The organism is Pseudomonas sp. N40(2020), assembly GCF_014472415.1.
GTDB lineage: Bacteria > Pseudomonadota > Gammaproteobacteria > Pseudomonadales > Pseudomonadaceae > Aquipseudomonas.
This window is the reverse complement of the sequence record NZ_JACSZV010000015.1, coordinates 67,822-89,254: the sequence shown is the minus strand read 5'-3', so window position 1 is coordinate 89,254 and position 21,433 is coordinate 67,822. Positions and strand designations below refer to the sequence as shown.

The following is a 21,433-nucleotide window of genomic DNA, read 5'->3' as shown; positions in this document are numbered from 1 at the left end:
CCAAGCCCCGATGTTTTAGTTTTTCCAGGCTGCGCGCCGCTTGCACGGACTGGCTGCTGCGCGCTCCTTTTTCCCGTATTTACAGCAGGTTACTCCATGCATTTCAGCGAACTGATGGCTGTTATTTCGACCCATGCGATCCGCCTTCAACAGGAAGATGAAGACCTGGTCATTCTGGGTGACGACGCGCTGGATGACGCGTTGTGGGACAGCCTCGCTGCGCACAAGGCGCAACTGCTGGAACTGGTCGCCAGCCATGGCGGCGACTGGCTGAGCCCGGCGTTCCGGATCACCCCGGACATGCTGCCGCTGGTGACGCTGGATCAGGAAACCCTCGACCGCATCATCGCCACGGTGCCGGGCGGCGCGGCGAATCTGCAGGACATTTACCCGTTGGCGCCGTTGCAGGAGGGCATGCTTTACCTGCACCTGTCGGCACCCGCAGGCGATCCGTATGTGTCGCAAGCGCGATTCGCTTTCGACAATCGTGAACGACTGGATGCGTTCGCCGAAGCGCTGCAATGGATGATCGGACGCCATGACATCCTGCGTACTTCTTTCATCTGGGAGCGGCTGGACGAGCCGCTGCAAGTGGTTCAACGCAAGGCTTCGCTGAGCTGTGAAGAGGTCGAGTTGCAGGGCCGCGGTGATGTGCTGCAGCAGTTGCTGGATCGCTATGACCCGAAGTTCTTCCGCCTTGACGTGCAGCAGGCACCGCTGTTGCGGCTGGTGTTCGCGCAAGATCCGGCGAACGGGCGAGTGGTCGCGCTCTTGCTGTTTCACCACTTGATCATGGATCACATCGCACTGGACGTGGTGCGCCGCGAAGCGCAGGCGTATTTGCTCGGGCAGACCGCTCAGGTCGCGGCGCCCGTGCCTTACCGTGACCACTTGGCGCGGGCGCGTATTGGCGCCAGTGAACAGGCGCATGAGGCGTTTTTCCGCGAGATGCTTGCTGACATTGACGAACCGACGCTACCTTGCGGTTTGCAGGACGTTCAAGGTGACGGGCAGGCCATCGAGGAAACCTGGTTGATGCTCGACAGCGACTTGAGCCGAGCAATGCGTAAGCACGCGCGGCAATTGGGCGTGAGCGTGGCAAGCCTGATGCACCTGGCGCTGGCGCGGGTGTTGGGCCAATTGTCCGGGCGTACGGCGGTGGTGTTCGGCACCGTGTTGCTCGGGCGGATGGAGGCGGGCGAGGGCGGTGAGCAGGCGTTGGGGATGTTCATCAATACGTTGCCGCTGCGGGTGGATGTTGGCGCGGAAAGTGTTCACGCCGCCGTGCTGAAGACCCACCGTCGCCTGACTGCGTTGCTCGCCCATGAGCAGGCCTCGCTGGCGCTGGCCCAACGTTGCAGTGCGGTGGCAGTACCGACGCCGTTGTTCAGCGCAATCCTCAACTACCGTCACAGCGCCGTCGAAGAAGTCGCCGAGGTGATTGATATCGCGCCCGGCGTTCAGGTGCTGGGCGCCCGGGAACGCACCAACTACCCGTTGACCGTCAACATCGATGACCTCGGCGAGGATTTGCGCATTACCGCGCTGGCGGACGCCAGCCTCGGCGCCGAGCGTATTGCCCGTTACTTGCACACGGTGCTGGAAGGTTTGGTTGAAGCGTTGCAAGCCGATCCGCAAAAGCCGCTGCACAGCCTGAATATTTTGCCGGCCAGGGAACGTGAACAACTGCTGCACGGCATTAACGCGCCGCTGGCACAGTTCCCAGATACGCCACTAATCCATCAACAATTTGAAGCCCATGCGCAGGCCCGGCCGGACGCCACTGCGTTGATCTTCGGTGAACAAACCCTGAGCTATGGCGAACTGAATCGTCGCGCCAATCAGGTTGCACATCACTTGCTGGCGTTGGGCATTCGTGCGGACGACCGTGTCGCCATCTGCGTCGAGCGCGGCCCGCAAATGATCATCGGCTTGCTTGGCGTACTCAAGGCGGGCGCCGGTTATGTGCCGATCGATCCGGTGTATCCACTGGATCGAATCGCTTTCACGCTGCAGGACAGCGCGCCGGTCGCGGTGTTGATGCAAGCGGCGACGCGCGACCGCGTGGCGGATCTCGACGTGCCGACAGTCGATCTCGACAGCGCTCATTTACGCGCCGAATTCGCCACTGATCCGCAGATCCCGGAACTGACCCCGGCGCACCTGGCGTACGTGATCTACACCTCCGGATCCACCGGTTTGCCCAAAGGCGTGATGGTCGAACACCGCAACGTCGCGCGACTGTTTTCGGCCACTCATGACTGGTTTCAATTCAACCCGCAGGACATCTGGGCGCTGTTCCACTCTTTTGCCTTCGATTTCTCGGTATGGGAAATCTCGGGCGCGCTGAGTTTTGGTGGGCAGTTGCTGCTGGTGCCGCAAGCCGTCAGCCGTTCACCGGACGACTGCTATGCGCTGCTGTGCCGTACCGGCGTCACCGTGCTTAACCAGACGCCGAGCGCGTTCCGGCAAATGGTCGCCGCACAGGCCCGCAGCCCGTTGCAGCATTCCTTGCGCGAAGTGATTTTTGGTGGCGAGGCGCTGGAGCCGGGCCTGCTTAAGCCGTGGTACGCGCGAGTTGGCAATGCCGGTACGCGGTTGGTGAACATGTACGGCATCACCGAGACCACGGTGCACGTGACCTACCGACCGCTGGTCGCGGCGGACGCGCAATTGACGGGCGTAAGCCCGATTGGTGTGCGCATACCCGACCTGCAACTGTATGTGCTCGACGCGCAACGCGAACCGGTGCCGGTCGGTGTGACCGGCGAGTTGTACGTCGGCGGCGCCGGGGTTGCCCGTGGCTATCTCAACCGCCCGGACCTGACCGCCGAACGCTTTATTGCCGACCCGTTCAGCGGCCATGCCGAGGCGCGTTTGTACAAGACCGGCGATCTTGCTCGCTGGGCCGCAGACGGCAGTCTTCAATACCTGGGGCGTAACGACGACCAGGTGAAAGTCCGCGGTTTCCGAATCGAACTCGGCGAGATCGAAGCACGCCTGGCCGCTTGCGCAGGCGTGCGCGAAGCGGTGGTGATTGCACGTGAAGACAGCCCCGGCGAGCAACGTCTGGTGGCGTACTGGCTGGCTGACGAGGGCGTTGAGCCCAGTGCTGCGCAGTTGCGCGATCACCTGCAGGCTTCGTTGGCCGAGTACATGGTGCCGAGCGCCTTCGTGCGCCTCGATGCCTATCCGCTGACCCCCAACGGCAAACTTGATCGCAAGGCCTTGCCGCCACCGGACAGCGATGCGTTCGCCCGGCGTGGTTTCGAGGCGCCGGTGGGTGAGGTGGAAGCGCTCATCGCTGGAATCTGGCAGAGCCTGCTCGGCGTCGAACAGGTCGGCCGGCATGACAACTTCTTCGAACTCGGTGGTCATTCGCTGCTGGCGGTGAAGCTGATCGAGCGTATGCGCCAACACGAAATGCATTGCGACGTGCGCGTGCTGTTCGGCCAGCCGAGCGTGGCGGCGCTGGCGGCGACCTTGAGCACAGCCAGTGTCAGCGTGGTGCCGGAGAACCTGATCGAGCCCGGTTGCACGCACATCACCCCCGACATGCTGCCGTTGGCCGCACTGGATCAGATCGGCATCGACCGGGTCATCGCCAGTGTGCCCGGCGGCGTCGCCAATGTGCAGGACATCTATGGGCTGGCGCCGTTGCAGGCCGGGATTCTCTATCACCACCTGGCAACCAGCGCCGGCGATCCCTATGTGTTGCAGGCGCAATTCGCGTTTGACGGTCTGGCGCAGATCAAAACCTTTGTCCGCGCCTTGAATGAGGTGATTGGCCGTCACGATATTCTGCGCACCAGTGTGGTCTGGGAAGGGCTGGAAGAACCGGTACAGGTGGTGTGGCGCGAGGCACCGCTGGCGCTGGAACGGGTCGATGCCGACGAACTCGACGGCGATGTACTGGAGCAAATGCAGGCACGCTTCGATCCGCGTACTGCGACAAAAACAGCACGCCTGAATCTCAACCAAGCACCGCTGATGCGCCTTGCTTATACCGAAGATCAGCCGCATAACCGGTGGATCGGGATACTTTTGCTGCATCACATCGTGCTCGACCACACGGCGCTGGAGGTGCTGGTAGCGGAAGTGAACGACGTCATGCACGGCCGGACAATCGATGTACCGGCGCCGGTGCAATATCGCAATTACGTAGCGCAGGCGCGGCTTGGCGCAAGCGAAGCAGTCCATGAGGCGTTCTTTCGCGACATGCTCGGCGATATCGACGAACCGACCCTGGCGTTCGGTTTGCAGGACGTGCACGGCGACGGCCGCGATATTCTCGACAGTCATGCAGCGCTGGATGCCGGCCTCGGCGAGCGTCTGCGCGAGCAGTCGCGTCGGCTCGGCATCAGTATTGCGAGTCTGGTGCATCAGGCGTGGGCGCAGGTGTTGGCGAAAGTCTCCGGTCAGCAGGATGTGGTGTTCGGCACCGTGTTGCTGGGCCGGATGCAGGGCGGCGAGGGCGCCGACCGTGCGCTGGGCATGTTCATCAATACGTTGCCGCTGCGCGTCAGCGTGGCCGCCGCGTCGGTGCAGGACAGTGTGCGCGCCACTCATCAATGCCTGGCGCAATTGCTCGGGCACGAGCAGGCATCGTTGGCGCTGGCTCAGCGTTGCAGCGGCGTATCGGCTGCACTGCCGCTGTTCAGCACCTTGCTCAACTATCGTCACAGTGCGGCGGATTCGGCGGCGCTGGCGTGGCAGGGCATTGAGATTCTCAGCTCTCGCGAACGCAGCAACTACCCGTTGGTGGTCAGCGTCGACGACCTTGGTAACGCTTTCCGGCTGAGCGTGCAGGCGGTGCCACAAGTGGATGGCGCGCGGGTGTGCGATTACTTGCAAACGGCGTTGCACGGTCTGGTAACGGCGCTCGAATACACGCCTGACGCGCCGCTGCAGCAGCTGTCAATCTTGTCGCCGAGTGAGCGTCAACGGGTATTGGTGGGTTTCAACATCACCGGCCGTGACTACCCGAGTGGGCAGTCCATCCAGCGTTTGTTCGAAGCGCAAGTCGCGGCGCACCCCGATGCATGGGCGGCCGTGCAGGGCGAGCAACGCTTGAGCTATCGCGAACTGAATCAGCGTGCCAACCGCGTGGCGCACCACCTGATCGGCCTCGGTGTGCAACCGGATGATCGTGTCGCCGTTTGCTTGCGTCGCGGCCCGGACATGCTCGTGGCGCTGCTGGCTATTCTCAAGGCGGGCGCCGGTTATGTGCCGGTCGATCCGGCTCATCCGCGCGAGCGTATCGCTTATCTGTTGCAGGACAGCGAGCCGGTGGCGGTGCTCGCCCAGCCTTCGACGCGCGATCTACCGGCAAGCGTGCCAGTGATCGACCTGCACGGTGATGACTGGCAGCGCTTCCCGCAGACCAATCCTCAGTTGCCGGCATTGAATCCGGGGGATCTCGCCTATGTGATCTACACCTCCGGCTCCACCGGCCAGCCCAAAGGCGTGATGGTCGAACACCGGACCCTGGAAAACCTCGTGCACTGGCACGCTCAAGCCTTCGACCTGCACGCCGGTAGCCACACCGCGAGTGTCGCCGGCTTCGGTTTTGATGCGATGGCGTGGGAAGTCTGGCCGGCGTTGTGTGTCGGCGCGACCTTGCACCTGCCGCCCGAATCCATTGGCAATGAACACCTTGATGAACTGCTCGACTGGTGGCGTGCGCAGCCATTGCAGGTGAGTTTCCTGCCGACGCCGGTGGCCGACTATGCGTTCAGTCGCCATCTGGGGCATCCGACGTTGCGCACGCTGTTGATCGGCGGCGACAAGCTGCGGCAGTTCCCGCGTGATCAGACCTTCGACGTGATCAATAACTACGGCCCGACCGAGGCCACGGTGGTGGCGACATCGGGGCGGATCGAATGCGGACAGGTTTTGCATATCGGGCGGCCGATTGCCAATGCCCGAGTCTATCTGCTGGACAGCCAGCAGCAGCCGGTGCCGGTGGGTGTGCAAGGTGAACTGTATGTCGGCGGCGCCGGTGTCGCACGGGGTTATCTGAATCGCGCGCAATTGACTGCCGAGCAGTTCCTTGACGATCCATTCAGTGACGAGCCGAACGCCCGGATGTACCGTACCGGCGACCAGGCACGCTGGCTGGCCGACGGCAACATCGAATACCTGGGCCGCAATGACGATCAGGTCAAACTGCGCGGCGTGCGTGTCGAACTCGGTGAAATCGAAGCCGCACTCAGTGCTCACAATGCGGTGCAGGATGTCGTGGTGCTGGTGCGCGACGGGCGGCTGGTCGCGTGGTTCACCGAACGCAAATCTGTCGAAATTGCCGGACTGCTCAGCCATTTGCAGGCCCGATTGCCGGACGCCCTGATCCCCGCAGCCTACGTGCGTCTGGACGCTTTGCCGTTGACGGCCAACGGCAAACTCGATCGCAAGGCACTGCGCGAACCCGATCAAAGTGCGTGGCTCAGCCGCGCCTATGAAGCACCGCAAGGCCCGGTGGAAACCGCGTTGGCGCAGATCTGGGCGACTGTACTCAAGGTTGATCAAGTCGGCCGTCACGACAACTTCTTTGAGCTCGGTGGCCATTCGCTGTTGGCGGTGAGCCTGATCGAACGCATGCGCCAGATCGGCCTGAGCGCCGATGTGCGCGTGCTGTTCAACCAGCCGACCCTGGCGGCGCTGGCGGCAGCCGTGGGGCGCGGGCGCGAAATCGACGTACCGGCCAATCGCATTCCAGCCGATTGCACGCGCATCACCCCGGACATGCTGACCCTGACCGATCTGGATCAGGCCAGCATCGAACGCATCGTCGCCACCGTGCCCGGTGGTGCGGCCAATGTGCAGGAGATTTACCCGCTCGCACCGTTACAGGAGGGCATTCTTTATCACCACATCAGCGCCGCAGACGGTGATCCCTACTTGCTGCAGTCACGTCTGGCATTCGCCGATATCGAGCATTTGCACGCCTTTGCCGAGGCGTTGCAAAGCGTGATCGCACGTCACGATATCCTGCGCACCAGCGTGGTTTGGGAAGGGCTGTCGAACCCGCAGCAAGTGGTCTGGCGTCAGGCGCCGATGAGCATGCAAGCCGTTGCGCTGGAGTCGGCGGGCGGTGACATCCTCGGACAGTTGCACGGGCGATTCGATGCCCGCCACTTCCGTCTCGACCTTGGCCAGGCGCCACTGTTGCGTCTGGTGTATGCCCACGACCCGGCCCATGACCGAGTGGTGGGGATGTTGCTGTTTCACCATATCGCCCTCGATCACACGGCGCTGGAGGTGGTGCGCCACGAGATGCAGGCCAGTCTGCTGGGCAGCACCGAACCGCTGCCGTTAGCGGCGCCGTATCGCAACTACGTGGCCCAGGCTCGCCATGGCGTCAGCGAGCAGGAACACGAAACCTTCTTCCGCGAGATGCTCGGCGATATCGACGAGCCGACCCTGCCGTTCGGCTTGCGCGACGTACAGGGTGATGCCCGCGATATCGAGGAGCATTTGCTGACGCTGCCGGCCGGGCTGAGCCAGAGCTTGCGCGTTCAGGCCCGGTTGTTCGGAGTCAGTGCGGCCAGCCTGTTCCATCTGGCCTGGTCGCACGTACTGGCGGCGACAGCGGCTCAGCAACACGTCGTGTTCGGCACTGTGCTGCTGGGCCGGATGCAAGGAGGCGAAGGCGCTGACCGGGCGCTTGGGGTGTTCATCAATACCTTGCCGTTGCGCATGGACATTGATGACCGCAGTGTCGGCGACGCGGTTCTGAGTTTGCACAAGCGACTGGCCGCGCTGCTGGGGCATGAGCACGCGTCCCTCGCCCTGGCGCAACGTTGCAGTGGTGTGGCGGCGCCGTTGCCGCTGTTCAGTTCGGTACTCAACTATCGACACAGCGCCGAGCGATCAGCGGCGTCACAGGCCTGGCAAGGCATCGAATTCCTTGCCCATGACGGGCGCACCAATTATCCGCTGACCCTCAGCATCAATGACTTGGGCGAGGGGTTCAACCTGGCGGTCCTGACCCCGAGCCACGTCGGCGCGCAGCGGGTTTGCGATCTGATGCATACCGCTATCGCGGCGCTGGTGACGGCGCTGGAACACAACCCCGAACAGCCACTGAATCGCCTTTCAGTCCTGTCAGCGTTTGAGCGTGAGCGAGTGCTGCACGACTTCAACGCCAGTAGCGCCGATTACCCTGTCAGTCAGACCGTTCACGGACTGTTCGAAGCGCAGGTTCTGCGCACACCCCATGCGTTGGCTGTGCAGGCGGGTGAGCAGCGATTGAGCTTCTTGCAACTCAACCAACAGGCCAATCGCCTGGCGCATTACCTTGTCGGGATGGGTGTGGGGGCGGATACGCGAGTGGCGATCTGTCTCAAGCGCGGCCCACAGATGCTGGTCGGGTTGTTGGCGATCCTCAAGGCCGGCGCTGCCTATGTGCCGATCGACCCGGCTTATCCGGCGGAGCGCATCACTTACCTGCTGAGCGACAGTGCGCCATTGGCGGTGCTGGTACTGGACACGCGGTTGCCGGGTGAGGTGACGGTGCCCGTGATCGATCTTGGCGAAGACCACTGGCAGGATTTATCGGCGGACAATCCCCGGGTCAACGGCTTGACCGCGCACCACCTCGCCTACGTGATCTACACCTCCGGCTCCACCGGCCAGCCCAAAGGCGTGATGGTCGAACACCGGACCCTGGAAAACCTCGTGCACTGGCACGCTCAAGCCTTCGACCTGCATGCCGGCAGCCATACTGCGAGTGTCGCCGGCTTCGGTTTTGATGCGATGGCGTGGGAGGTTTGGCCGGCACTGTGTGTCGGCGCGACCTTACACCTGCCGCCCGAATCCATTGGCAATGAACACCTCGATGAATTGCTCGACTGGTGGCGGGCGCAGCCGTTGCAGGTGAGTTTCTTGCCGACGCCGGTGGCCGAATATGCGTTCAGTCGCGAGCTTGGCCACCCGACCTTGCGCACACTGTTGATCGGCGGCGACAAGCTGCGGCAGTTCCCGCGTGATCAGACCTTCGACGTGATCAATAACTACGGCCCGACCGAGGCCACGGTGGTGGCGACATCGGGGCGGATCGAATGCGGGCAGGTTCTGCACATCGGGCGGCCGATTGCCAATGCCAGGGCCTATGTACTCGATGCGCAACAGCGCCCGGTGCCAGTCGGCGTCGCGGGTGAGTTGTACGTCGGTGGTGCGGGCGTCGCGCGGGGTTATCTGAATCGTGACGATTTGACTGCCGAGCGGTTCATCAACGACCCGTTCGGCCCCCAAGGTGCGCGTATGTACCGCACCGGAGACCTGGTGCGCTGGCTGGCCGACGGCAATATCGAATACCTGGGCCGCAACGACGATCAGGTCAAACTGCGCGGTGTACGGATCGAGCCGGGCGAAATCGATGCGGCGCTCGCCAGCCATCCAGCGGTGCAGGAAGCGGTAACGCTGGTGCGCGACGGGCAATTGCTGGCCTGGTTTACCGAGCGCACGTCAGTCGCTATCGAGGACTTGCGCAAGCATCTGCAAAACCGCTTGCCACAAGCCTTGGTGCCGGCGGCCTACGTGCGACTGGACGCTTTGCCGCTGACCGCCAACGGCAAACTCGATCGCAAGGCTCTGCCCGAACCGGATCAAAGTGCATGGCTCAGCCGCGCCTATGAGGCACCGCAAGGCCCGGTGGAAACCGCGCTGGCGCGGATCTGGGCCGAGGTCTTGAAAGTCGAACAGGTTGGCCGCCACGACAACTTCTTTGAACTCGGTGGGCATTCGTTGCTGGCAGTGAGTGTGATCGAACGCATGCGCCAGATCGGCCTGAGCAGCGATGTGCGCGTGCTGTTCAACCAGCCGACCCTCGCGGCGTTGGCTGCTGCGGTGGGCAGTGGTCGCGAAATCGACGTACCGGCCAATCGCATTCCAGCCGATTGCACGCGCATCACCCCGGACATGCTGACCCTGACCGATCTGGATCAGGCCAGTATCGATCGGGTCGTCGCCACGGTGCCGGGTGGCGCGGCCAACGTGCAGGATATTTACCCGCTGGCGCCGTTGCAGGAAGGCATTCTTTACCACCACATCACTGCCGCCGAACGCGACCCGTACGTGCTGCAATCGCGAATGGCATTCGCCAGCGTCGAGCGCGTCGAGGCCTTCGCCAACGCGCTGCGGCACATCATGCAGCGCCACGATATTTTGCGTACGGCCATCGTCTGGCAGGGCTTGGCCGCGCCGCTTCAGGTGGTGTGGCGTCATGCCGAGTTACTGGTGCAGGAGGTTGCGATCGAGCAACTGCTGGAACAGCGCCTGGATCTCAGTCAGGCGCCGTTGATTCGGCTGCTGTATGCCCGCGATCCGGCCAATGACCGCGTGGCGGGGCTGTTGTTGTTCCATCACATCGCCCTGGATCACACCGCGCTGGAAGTGGTGCGTCACGAGATGCAGGCGAGCCTGCTGAGGCTGACCGAGCCGTTACCGGCGGCGGTGCCGTATCGCAACTACGTGGCACAGGCCCGATTGGGCATCAGTGAACAGGAGCACGAGGCGTTTTTCCGCGACATGCTCGGCGACATCGATGAGCCAACCTTGCCGTTCGGTTTAAGTGAGGTGAACGGCTCGGCCAGTGCTTTTGAGGAAACCGCTCTGGCTTTGCCCGAGGCATTGGCGCAACGCTTGCGCAGTCAGGCGCGACAAGGGGGCATCAGCGTTGCCAGTCTGTTTCACCTAGCATGGGCGCAGGTACTGGCGGCCACCTCCGGGCAGGAACGCGTGGTCTTCGGCACCGTACTGATGGGGCGGATGCAGGGTGGGGCGGGGGCCGATCGCGGGCTGGGGATGTTCATCAACACCTTGCCGCTGCGCGTGGATGTCGGCGACCAACCGGTGCGCGCCGCGCTCAAGGCGACGCATGCGCGACTCACCGGACTGCTTGGACACGAGCACGCTTCGCTGGCTCTGGCCCAGCGTTGTAGCGGTGTCGCTGCGCCGGCGCCGCTGTTCAGCGCGATGCTCAACTATCGGCACAGCAGCGCACCCCTAACGCAAGCGCACCCGGCCTGGCAGGGCATCGAGACGTTGGCCGGCGAAGAACGCACCAACTATCCGCTGAGCCTCAATGTCGACGATTTGGGCGCGGGTTTCAGAATCACTGCGATTACCTCGGAAGAGGTCGGCTCGCAACGGATCTGTGCTTACGTACAAACGGCGTTGAGCGTGCTGGTGGAGGCACTGGAGCAGGCGCCGCAACAACCGCTTAATCGCCTGTCGATCCTGCCCGATCAGGAGCGCCAGCGACTGCTGTTCGACTTTAACGCCAACACGGTTGACTACAACCTGGAGCAAACCCTGCACGGCATGTTCGAGGCGCAAGTGCTGCGAACCCCGCAAGCGCCAGCGGTGCAAGTCGGTGACCAGCGCTTGAGCTTCGAGCAATTGAACGAGCGCGCCAACCGCTTGGCCCATCACCTGCGCAATCTTGGCGTTCAGCCGGATTCACGGGTGGCGATCGGCGTCGAGCGCAGTGTGCAAATGGTCATTGGCTTGCTGGCGATTCTCAAGGCGGGTGGCGGGTATGTGCCACTCGATCCGGATTATCCACCGGAACGCATCGCTTACATGCTCGCGGACAGCGCTCCCGTGGTGCTGCTGGTGCAGAGCGCTACGGCCGGGTTGGCGGCTGAAGTGGCTGTGCCGGTGATCAATCTGGATCAGGAAACCTGGCAGGACTTGTCGGCGGACAATCCGCCAGTCGCCGGGCTGACACCCAACCATCTGGCCTATGTGATCTACACCTCCGGTTCTACCGGCCAGCCCAAAGGGGTGGCCAACGAGCACTCGGCAGTGGTGAACCGCCTGCTGTGGATGCAGGACGCCTACGCGCTGACACCGGCGGACGCGGTGCTGCAAAAAACGCCGTTCAGCTTCGACGTGTCGGTCTGGGAGTTTTTCTGGCCGCTGATGACCGGTGCGCGGCTTGTGCTGGCCCGTCCCGGCGGACACAAGGAGCCGGCCTACCTGAGTGAAGTGATCGAAAGCGAGAACATCACCACCGTGCATTTCGTGCCATCGATGCTCGATGTGTTTCTCGCCCACGGCCAGACCCAGCGTTGTACAGGGCTGCGTCAGGTCATGTGCAGCGGCGAAGCGTTGCCCGGCAGTCTGGTGCGGCGGTTCAAACAACAATTGCCGGCCAGCGAACTGCACAACCTGTACGGCCCGACCGAAGCGGCGGTGGATGTCACTGCCTGGCATTGCACCGGATCTTGCGAAGACATTCCAGACAACACGCCGATCGGCAAACCGATCGCCAATACCCGGATGTACATCCTTGATGCGTGGCAACAACCGGTGCCGCAAGGCGTGGTCGGCGAGTTGTACATCGGCGGTGTGCAAGTGGCGCGGGGGTATTTGAACCGTGCCGAGCTGAGCGCCGAACGGTTCCTCAACGATCCGTTCAGTGATCAGACGCACGCGCGGATGTACCGCACCGGCGACATTGCCCGCTACCGTGCCGACGGCAATATCGAGTATCTGGGGCGCAACGACGACCAGGTGAAAATCCGTGGGCTGCGCATCGAGCTTGGCGAGATTCAGGCAGGCCTGACACAGATCGGCGGCGTGCAGGAAGCGGTCGTGGTTGCCCGCGAAGATGTTCCAGGGGACAAACGCCTGGTGGCCTATTACACCGGCGCACGGCTGGATGTCGACATTCTGCGTGGGGCGTTGCTGCAGCATCTGCCGGACTACATGGTCCCGGCGATTTTCGTCCATCTCGACCGCTTGCCGCTCAGCCCCAACGGCAAACTCGATCGCAAGGCGTTGCCTGTACCGAATCAGCACTCGGTGATCAGCCGCGAATACGAAGCGCCGGTCGGTGAGTTGGAAATCATCCTGGCGCCGCTCTGGTGCGAGTTGCTCAACGTCGAGCGGGTAGGGCGTCACGACCATTTCTTCGAGTTGGGTGGGCATTCGTTGCTGGCGGTGAGTCTGGTCGGACGCCTGCAACAGGAAGGCATGGAAGCGGATGTCAGGGCGTTGTTCGAACACCCGACCCTGGCCGGTTACGCGGCAATCACGGAAAGAATGGAGATCGTCCTGTGAACGTGAACGAACTGTTAGTGACGTTGAAGGAAAAGGACATCCAGTTGGCGGTCACCGATGACCAGTTACGGGTCAACGGCAACAAACAGGCGTTGAGCGAGCCGGCCCTGCTGGCGTCACTGCGCGAACACAAGCCGGCGCTGATCGAACTGATCAAGGCCGGGACGTATTCGGCGGCGAGAGCGGGGCAAGTCGAGGTGCCGGTCAATGGCATCGTCCCAGGCTCCACGCGAATCACGTCGGCGATGCTGACGCTCGCCGAGCTGAGTCAGGACCGTCTCGATCAATTGGTCGACACCATCCCCGGTGGCGCCGCCAACGTGCAGGACATCTATCCGCTGACACCGTTGCAGGAAGGCATCCTCTACCACCATGTCAGTGCCACCCATGGCGATCCGTACGTCATGCAGGCGCATTTTGCGTTCAGCGGGCGCGAGCGCTTGCAGGCGTTCGTCCGGGCCTTGCAGACCGTGATCGACCGTCACGACATTTTGCGCACGGCGGTGTTCTGGGAGGGCCTTGATACGCCGTTGCAAGTGGTCTTGAGAACCGCCGAGCTGCCGCTGGAAGAGGTGCAGTTGGAAGTGGCCGACGGTGACGTGCTGACGCAGTTGCACAAGCGTTTCGACGCCCGGCATTTTCGCCTCGATGTCTCCCGTGCGCCGCTGTTGCGTCTGGTCCACGCGTGGGATCCGCGCGAGGAGCGCATCGTCGCCATGTTGCTGTTTCATCACATGGCGATGGACCATTCCGCGCTCGCGGTGGTCAGCGAAGAGCTGCAAGCCTGTCTGTCAGGATTCGCTGCTCGATTGGGGCCGCCCGTGCCGTTTCGCAACTACGTGGCACACGCTCGATTGGGGATCAGCGAGCAGGAACATGAAGCCTTTTTCCGCGACATGCTCGGTGACATTGACGAGCCGACATTGCCGTTTGGTTTGCAAGGCGTCCACGGTGACGGCAGCGATATCGAGGAGCTCAGTCTGGCGCTTGATCCGCTACTCGGTCAGCGTTTGCGGGCACAGGCACGGTTGCTGGGGGTGAGTGTCGCGAGCCTGTTTCATCTCGGTTGGGCGCAGGTCTTGAGCGCGCTGACCGGTAAATCGAATGTGGTGTTTGGCACCGTGCTGATGGGGCGGATGCAAGGCGCCGAATCCACCGACCGCGCCTTGGGGATTTTCATCAACACGTTGCCGTTGCGGGTCGATGCGGGGGCGCAAGCGGCGGGCGAGGCAGTGAAGGCCACTCATGCGCGCCTGACCACCCTGATGCGCCACGAACACGCGCCGCTGGCGCTGGCCCAGCGTTGCAGTGGCGTGGTGGCGTCTTCGCCGTTGTTCAGCACGCTGCTCAATTACCGGCACAGCGCGTCGAGTGCCAATGCCAGCGCCGAGGCGCTCGCAGCCTGGGAGGGCATCAGTGTCTTGCGTTCGGAAGAACGTACCAACTACCCGCTGACCCTGAGCATCGACGATTTTGCTGACCGCTTCAGCCTGACGTTGCTCGCCAGCACCGAGGTCGACTCCCACCGAATCTGCACCTACATGCTGTGCGCGGTGGAAAATCTGCTGCTGGCCCTGGAGCGCACACCGGACACCCCGTTGAATCAATTGCCGGTGTTGCCGCCGGCCGAGCGCGAGCAGGTTTTGTCGGGGTTCAACGCCACTCACGTCGAGTGCCCGCCGGCGCAGCCCCTTCATCATCGTTTTGAGGCTCAGGTTGTCGCCCGGCCCGACGCGTTGGCGGCGGTGTATCTGGGTGATACATTGACGTTCGCCGAGTTGAACCATAAGGCCAACGCCCTGGCCCACTATCTGATCGGGCTGGGCGTGAAACCCGACGATCGGGTGGCGATTGTCGCCCGACGCGGCCTGCAAACCCTGGTCGGATTGCTGGCGATTCTCAAGGCCGGGGCCGCTTACGTACCGGTGGACCCGGCGCACCCCGCCGAGCGCTTGAGCTACCTGCTCAGCGACAGTGCGCCGGTGGCTGTGCTGACATCCAGTGATCTTGCGCAACGCCTGCCCGTTCTGGACGTGCCGGTGATCGATCTTGACCCATGCACCTGGCCGCTGGGCCCCACCCACAATCCCCAGGTGCCCGGCCTGAATCCCTCGCATCTGGCCTATGTGATTTACACCTCCGGCTCCACCGGCCTGCCCAAAGGGGTGATGGTCGAGCACCACACGCTGTGCAATCTGGTTGACTGGCACTGTGCAGCCTTCGATTTATGCGCCGGCCGCCACACCTCAAGTCTGGCCGGGTTCGGTTTCGATGCCATGGCATGGGAAATCTGGCCGGCGCTGTGTGCAGGCGCGACCTTGCATATCGCCCCGGCTCACGAGGGCAGTGAAGACATTGATGCCTTGCTCGCCTGGTGGCGTGCGCAGCCGTTGGACGTGAGTTTTCTGCCGACGCCGGTTGCCGAGTACGCCTTCAGCCAGAACCTGGAACATCCGACCCTGCGCACGCTGCTGATCGGTGGCGACCGGTTGCGGCAGTTTTCGCGCAATCAGCACTTCGACGTGATCAACAACTACGGCCCGACCGAGACCACCGTGGTGGCAACGTCCGGGCGCATCGAGGCTGGCGATGGGTTGCACATCGGTAAACCGGTGAGCAATGCGACGGTGTATCTGCTCGATGCTCAACAGCGTCCGGTACCGATTGGTGTGACGGGAGAGTTGTATGTCGGCGGCAGCGGTGTTGCCCGCGGCTATCTGAATCGGCCGGACCTGAGCGCCGAACGCTTCCTGCGCGATCCATTCAGCCGCGTACCGCAAGCGCGGATGTACCGAACTGGCGACCTGGCACGCTGGCGGGTCGACGGCACCCTCGAATACCTGGGGCGCAACGATGATCAAGTGAAGATCCGTGGCGTGCGCATCGAGTTGGGGGAAATCGAGAACCGTCTCAACCAGCTCCCCGGCATTCAGGAGGCGGTGTTGCTGGCTCGCGAGGATGAACCGGGGCAGCCACGACTGGTGGCGTATTTCACCGAACAGGCGCAGGTCCAGCCATTGGCCGTGGCTGAACTGCGCGCGCAGCTTCTGACCCAGTTGCCCGAGTACATGGTGCCGTCAGCCTTCGTGAAACTTGATGCGCTGTCGCTGACCGCCAACGGCAAACTCGACCGCAAGGCCTTGCCCAAACCTGAGCGCTCGGCGCTGTTCACTCGGGCATACGAGGCGCCGCAGGGTGAAGTGGAAACCACGTTGGCGCAGATCTGGGCCGAGGTGTTGCAGGTTGAACGGGTCGGGCGTCGAGATCACTTTTTCGAGTCGGGCGGCCATTCGTTGCTGGCCATGCGCATGGTCGCGCAAGTACGCCAGCGCCTGGGCGTCGAGCTTGCGCTAGGCGAGTTGTTCGCCAATGCCGAACTGGCGGCGGTGGCGCAAGCGTTGACCCAGGCCGGGCGCTGTACGCAGCCGCCGATTCTGGCCGTGCCGCGCGAAGGGGGGCTGCCGCTGTCATTTTCCCAGCAGCGATTCTGGTTTCTGGCGCAGATGGAAGGTGCCAACACGGCGTACAACATCCCGATCGGCCTGCGCTTGCGAGGCGTGCTTGACGACGATGCGCTGCAACGGGCGCTGGCCCGCATCGTCGCGCGCCACGAGACCCTGCGCAGTCGTTTTGCCCCGTTCAACGGCGACGCACAGGTGCTGATTACGCCGGTGGACAGCGGTTTGCTGTTGCGCGTTGAGGATTTGCGTCTGCACCCGGCGGCTGACGAGGCTTTGCTCGCGCTGATTCAGGGCGAGGCATCGGGGCCGTTCGATCTGGAGAGCGATCCATTGATTCGCGGACGGCTGGTGCGGTTGGCGGACGATCACCATGTGTTGTTGATTACCTTGCACCACATCATCTCGGACGGCTGGTCGATGGGCGTGCTGACCCGTGAACTGATGGCGCTGTATCAGGCGTTCAGGCATGGCGAGGAAGATCCGTTGCCGCCGCTGGCGTTGCAGTACACCGACTACGCGCTGTGGCAACGACGCTGGTTGAGCGGCGAGGTGTTGCAGCGCCAGAGTGAATACTGGCAACGCACGCTGGCTGACGCGCCGGCCGTGCTCACGCTGCCCACCGACCGACCGCGCCCGGCGCAACAGGACTATGCCGGCAGCAGCGTCGAGGTGCGCCTGGACGAGCGCTTGAGCGCTGCGCTCAAAGCCTTGAGTCAGCGTCATGGCGTGACCTTGTACATGACGGTGATGAGTGCCTGGGCGATGGTGCTCAGTCGCTTGTCCGGGCAGGCTGATGTGGTGATTGGCTCACCGGTGGCCAACCGCTCGCGAGCCGAAATCGAAGGTTTGATCGGCCTGTTCGTCAACACCCTCGCATTGCGCATCGATACCTCGGGAGCGCTGAGCGTCGAAGCGTTGCTGTCGCGGGTCAAGGCGCTGACGCTGCAAGCCCAGGCGCATCAGGATCTGCCGTTCGAACAAGTGGTGGAAATCACCCGGCCGGTGCGCAGTCTGGCGCACAGCCCGCTGTTCCAGAACATGCTCAACTGGCGTAACAGCGATGGCCCGGCGCTGGCCTTGGGTGAGCTGACGCTGGAGCCCGTCGCGGAGCCAAGCCACTTCGCCAAGTTCGACCTGACGCTGACCCTGGGCGACGCGCAGGGCGTTATCGGCGGGTGGCTGGAGTACGCCACGGCACTGTTCGATGAAGCAACGGCGCAGCGGTTTGTCGGTTACTTCCAGCAGTTGCTGCAGGCGATGGTCAGCAATGATCAAGCGGTGCTGGAACACGTGCCACTTGTCGATGACGAGGAACGCCAGCGATTGCTGGTCGACTTCAACGCCACTGAACGGGAGTATCCGCAAACCCTGACCGTTCACCGCGTGTTTGAACAGCACGCGGCGGCGCGGGGCGAATCCGTTGCGGCGGTGCATGGCGCGCAAGCGTTGAGTTACGCCGAATTGAACCGCAAGGCCAACCAACTGGCCCATTACTTGATGGCTCAGGGCGTAAGTCCCGGCGACCCTGTGGCGATTCTGCTGCCGCGCTCGCTGGATCTGTTGATCGCGCAACTGGCGATCATTAAATGCGCGGCGGCGTACCTGCCGCTGGACATCAACGCGCCTGCCGATCGTCAGGCGTTCATGGTTCAGGACTGTCAGGCGGCGGCCTTGCTGACGGCGACCGGTGCCGTATTCGATGACCCGGTGCTCCGGATTGATCTGGATGCCCTGGCACTCGACGGGCAACCGTCGCACAACCCGCAACTGCCGCAGTCGGCAGAGTCTTTGGCGTACATCATGTACACCTCCGGCTCAACCGGTACACCGAAGGGCGTGATGGTGCCACACCGGGCGATCACCCGGCTGGTGATCAATAACGGCTACGCCGATTTCAATCCGCTTGATCGGGTGGCCTTCGCTTCCAACCCGGCATTCGATGCCAGCACGATGGATGTCTGGGGGGCGCTGCTCAACGGTGCTCAGGTTGCGGTGATCGACCCAGCCACCTTGCTCGACCCGCAGGCGTTCGGGCACGAGTTGCGCCGCTGCGGGGCGACCATCCTGTTTGTCACCACCGCGCTGTTCAACCAGTACGTGCAACTGATTCCCGAGGCACTCAAAGGTCTGCGAATCCTGCTGTGCGGTGGTGAACGGGGTGATCCGGCGGCGTTTCGCGCTCTGCTGGCGCAGGCGCCGGATCTGCGTCTGGTGCACTGCTACGGCCCGACGGAAACCACGACCTACGCCACTACTTTTGAAGTGCGCTCTGTTGCGAACGATGCCGACAGCGTGTCGATCGGTGGCCCGATTTCCAACACCCTTGCGTATGTGCTCGATGCCCATCAGCAACCGGTGCCGTTTGGTGTGATCGGTGAGCTGTATATCGGCGGGCAGGGCGTTGCGTTGGGTTACTTGAATCGACCTGAACTGACTGCCGAGAAATTCCTCCGCGATCCGTTCAGCGCCAAGCCTGAGGCAATGATGTACCGCACCGGAGATCTGGTGCGCTGGTTGGCGCCGGGGCAACTGGAATGCATCGGGCGCAACGACGATCAGGTGAAGATCCGCGGTTTCCGCATCGAGTTGGGTGAAATCGAAAACCGCCTGTTGAGCTGTCCGGGCGTCAGGGAAGCGGTGGTACTGGCCCGGCGCGACGGACAGGAACCGATTCGCCTGGTGGCCTATTACACGGCGCATGATGCCAGTCTGCAAAGCGCCACCCTGCGTGCGCTGCTGCAAGCACGCCTGCCGGAGTACATGGTGCCTGCGGCCTGGGTGCGCCTCGACACGCTGCCGCTGAACAACAATGGCAAGGTCGATCGCAAGGCGTTGCCGGAGCCGACACCGCAAGCCTTGCTCAGTCGCGTTTACGAAGCGCCGACCAATCCCGTGGAGGCGAATCTTGCCCGGCTTTGGGCTGAGGTGTTGCAGGTCGAACGCGTCGGCCGCCACGACAACTTCTTTGAACTGGGCGGGCATTCATTGTTGGCGGTGCGTCTGGTCAGCCTGCTGCAACAGAACAACCAGACGATCACTCTGGCCGAACTGTTCCAGCATCCGACTGTGGAGTCTGCGGCAACGCTGCTCAGCTCGCGCAACGGCGTTGCCGAGCCGCAAAACGGTCTGGTCGTGGTGCGTGCCGGCCGTCATGGCACACCGTTGTTCCTGGTGCATGAATTCAGTGGCCGGGACGTGTATTTCCCGGCGCTGGGCACGCACATCGCCGGTGAGTTCCCCATCTATGGCTTGCCGGGCATCGACCTCGGGCAACCCCAATTACGCACGATGGAATGCCTCGCGGCGCGGCTGGTCGGGATTATCCGTGCACAGCAGCCTAGTGGGCCATATCGACTGGCCGGCTGGTCGTTCGGTGGCGTACTGGCGTATGAAATTGCCCTGCAATTGCTCGGCATGGATGAGTGGGTGGAATTCCTCGGCTTGATCGATACCTATGTGCCGCGTCTGGCCGACCCGGACAAGGCACGCTGGAACGATGCCCATGTGCACAAGCGCCAATTGTTGCTGCACTGTACGGCGCATTGGGCCGGGCAGGGTGCCGAGGGGCAGCAAGCCCTGGCTCGCCTGGCCCTGCTGCAGACCGAGCTGGAGCCGATGGGGTTCGCGGAGCTGTTCGAGCGCTGCCGGGAACAACAATTGTTGCGTCCGGAACTGGCGGCGATCGCTTCGACGGATGCCTGGCACTACCTCGACCGTGAAGTGGCCCACGGGCATGCGCTGGCGCACTACCGGATTGCTCCGATTCCGCTACCCCTGTATTTACTGCGCGCTCAGGAGCGTTCGGCGCAAATGTCACTGCTCAGCCCGACGCGGGGTTGGGCCGAAGAGTTGCCTGCGGGTTTGCTGCATTGCATCGACGTGCCCGGGGATCACCAGAGCATGATGAAGGCGCCGCATATCGGTGCCCTGGGACAAGCGCTGGGTCAGGCACTGGACGGGGCGAAGGTTCCTGCGCCCGTCACTTATCAGCCGTTGTTGACGGTGCAGACCGGCCACCCCGGGCATGCACCGATCTTTTGCGTACCCGGCGCGGGTGACAGCGTCACCGGGTTTATCCATCTGACCGAGGCACTCGGGCCGGAGTGGCCGATTCACGGTCTGCAACCGCGTGGTCTCGATGGCGCCACGGTGCCGCACAGTCAGGTCGAGGCCGCCGCCAGGTTTTATTTGCAAGCCATCGAGCAACTCTACCCGCAAGGTCCGGTGCACCTGATCGGCCATTCATTCGGTGGTTGGGTCGCCCACGCCATGGCCGCGCAATTGCAGGATGCCGGGCGCAAGGTCGCCTCGTTGACCCTGATCGACAGCGAAGCGCCCGGCGGTAACGGTGTGGTGGGCAAACCGTACACGACCACTGCTGCGCTACAGCGCTTGATCGAGGCGTTGCAGCTGTCTTCCGGTAAATCGCTGGGTATCGATGCGCAGGCGTTTGCCGAGGCTGACGACGCTTTGCAAATGCGCCTGTTGCACCAAGGCATGGTGCGTGCCGGCGTGCTGTCCGCACGCTCATCCGAACAGGCGATGCATGGCCCGGTGCGCACCTTTGCCACTGCGCTGCGCACTGTTTACCAGCCACGCCAGGCTTACACCGGCCTGGTGCGGCTGGCGCTGGTCGACGACCCGACGCTGGACGCGGCGGGCAATCAGCGCGAGCAAGCGGCGATGGTCGAAGGCTGGCAGCGCCAGGTGACGGATCTGGCGGTGTGGTACGGGCCGGGCAACCACTTCACGATTCTCAAGGCGCCCAACGTCTTCAGTCTTGCGGCGTGGTGGCATGACGGCTTGTCGGTGCCGGTTAACGAAGTGCTGTCCTGAGTGTTGTTTATCTACCAGAGCCCGGCCGCTGGCCGGGTTCAATCCTGAACGGACTTGTGGTCATT

At 63.0% G+C, this 21,433-nt stretch carries 2 protein-coding genes; both read left to right on the top strand.

From position 1 onward, the window contains the following. Positions 1-96 precede the first annotated feature (96 nt). Entirely contained in the window at positions 97-13,071 is a 12,975-nt protein-coding gene (locus tag IAI51_RS12295) for a non-ribosomal peptide synthetase (RefSeq protein WP_187678737.1), read from the top strand. Then, a complete protein-coding gene (locus IAI51_RS12290; RefSeq protein ID WP_187678736.1) occupies positions 13,068-21,368 on the top strand; it encodes a non-ribosomal peptide synthetase in 8,301 nt (2,766 codons plus the stop codon). The genes IAI51_RS12295 and IAI51_RS12290 overlap by 4 nt, the downstream gene beginning before the upstream one ends. Positions 21,369-21,433: the final 65 nt, after the last annotated feature.